Origin of the sequence: Pseudomonas sp. NPDC087804 (assembly GCF_044742965.1) — a bacterium.
In the GTDB taxonomy this organism is placed as follows: domain Bacteria; phylum Pseudomonadota; class Gammaproteobacteria; order Pseudomonadales; family Pseudomonadaceae; genus Aquipseudomonas; species Aquipseudomonas rustica.
Map to the genome: position 1 here is coordinate 1 of NZ_JBIUVN010000036.1, position 359 is coordinate 359.

1 protein-coding gene is annotated in these 359 nt (G+C 58.8%); it reads right to left on the bottom strand.

From position 1 onward, the window contains the following. Positions 1-359, bottom strand: a 359-nt coding sequence (locus tag ACIOMO_RS25680; RefSeq protein WP_401244283.1) for a cbb3-type cytochrome c oxidase subunit I, incomplete at both ends; no start/stop codon positions are given.

The following is a 359-nucleotide window of genomic DNA, read 5'->3' on the forward strand; positions in this document are numbered from 1 at the left end:
TCAGGATCGGGAACGAAGCCACGATCAGAACGTTTGCCCAGGTGCAGGTCCAGGTGAAGATCGGCATGTCCATCAGTTTCATGCCAGGGGTACGCATTTTCAGTACGGTCGCGAGGAAGTTAACCCCGGTTAACGTCGTACCTAACCCGGATAACTGTAGCGCCCAGATGTAGTAGTCCATGCCCACGCCAGGGCTGTACTGCAGACCCGACAGCGGTGGATAAGCAACCCAACCGGTCTTGGCGAATTCGCCAACGCCCAGGGACAGGTTGATCAGCACAACGCCGGACACCAGCAGCCAGAAGCTCAGGGAGTTCAGGAACGGGAACGCAACGTCACGCGCGCCGATCTGCAGCGGC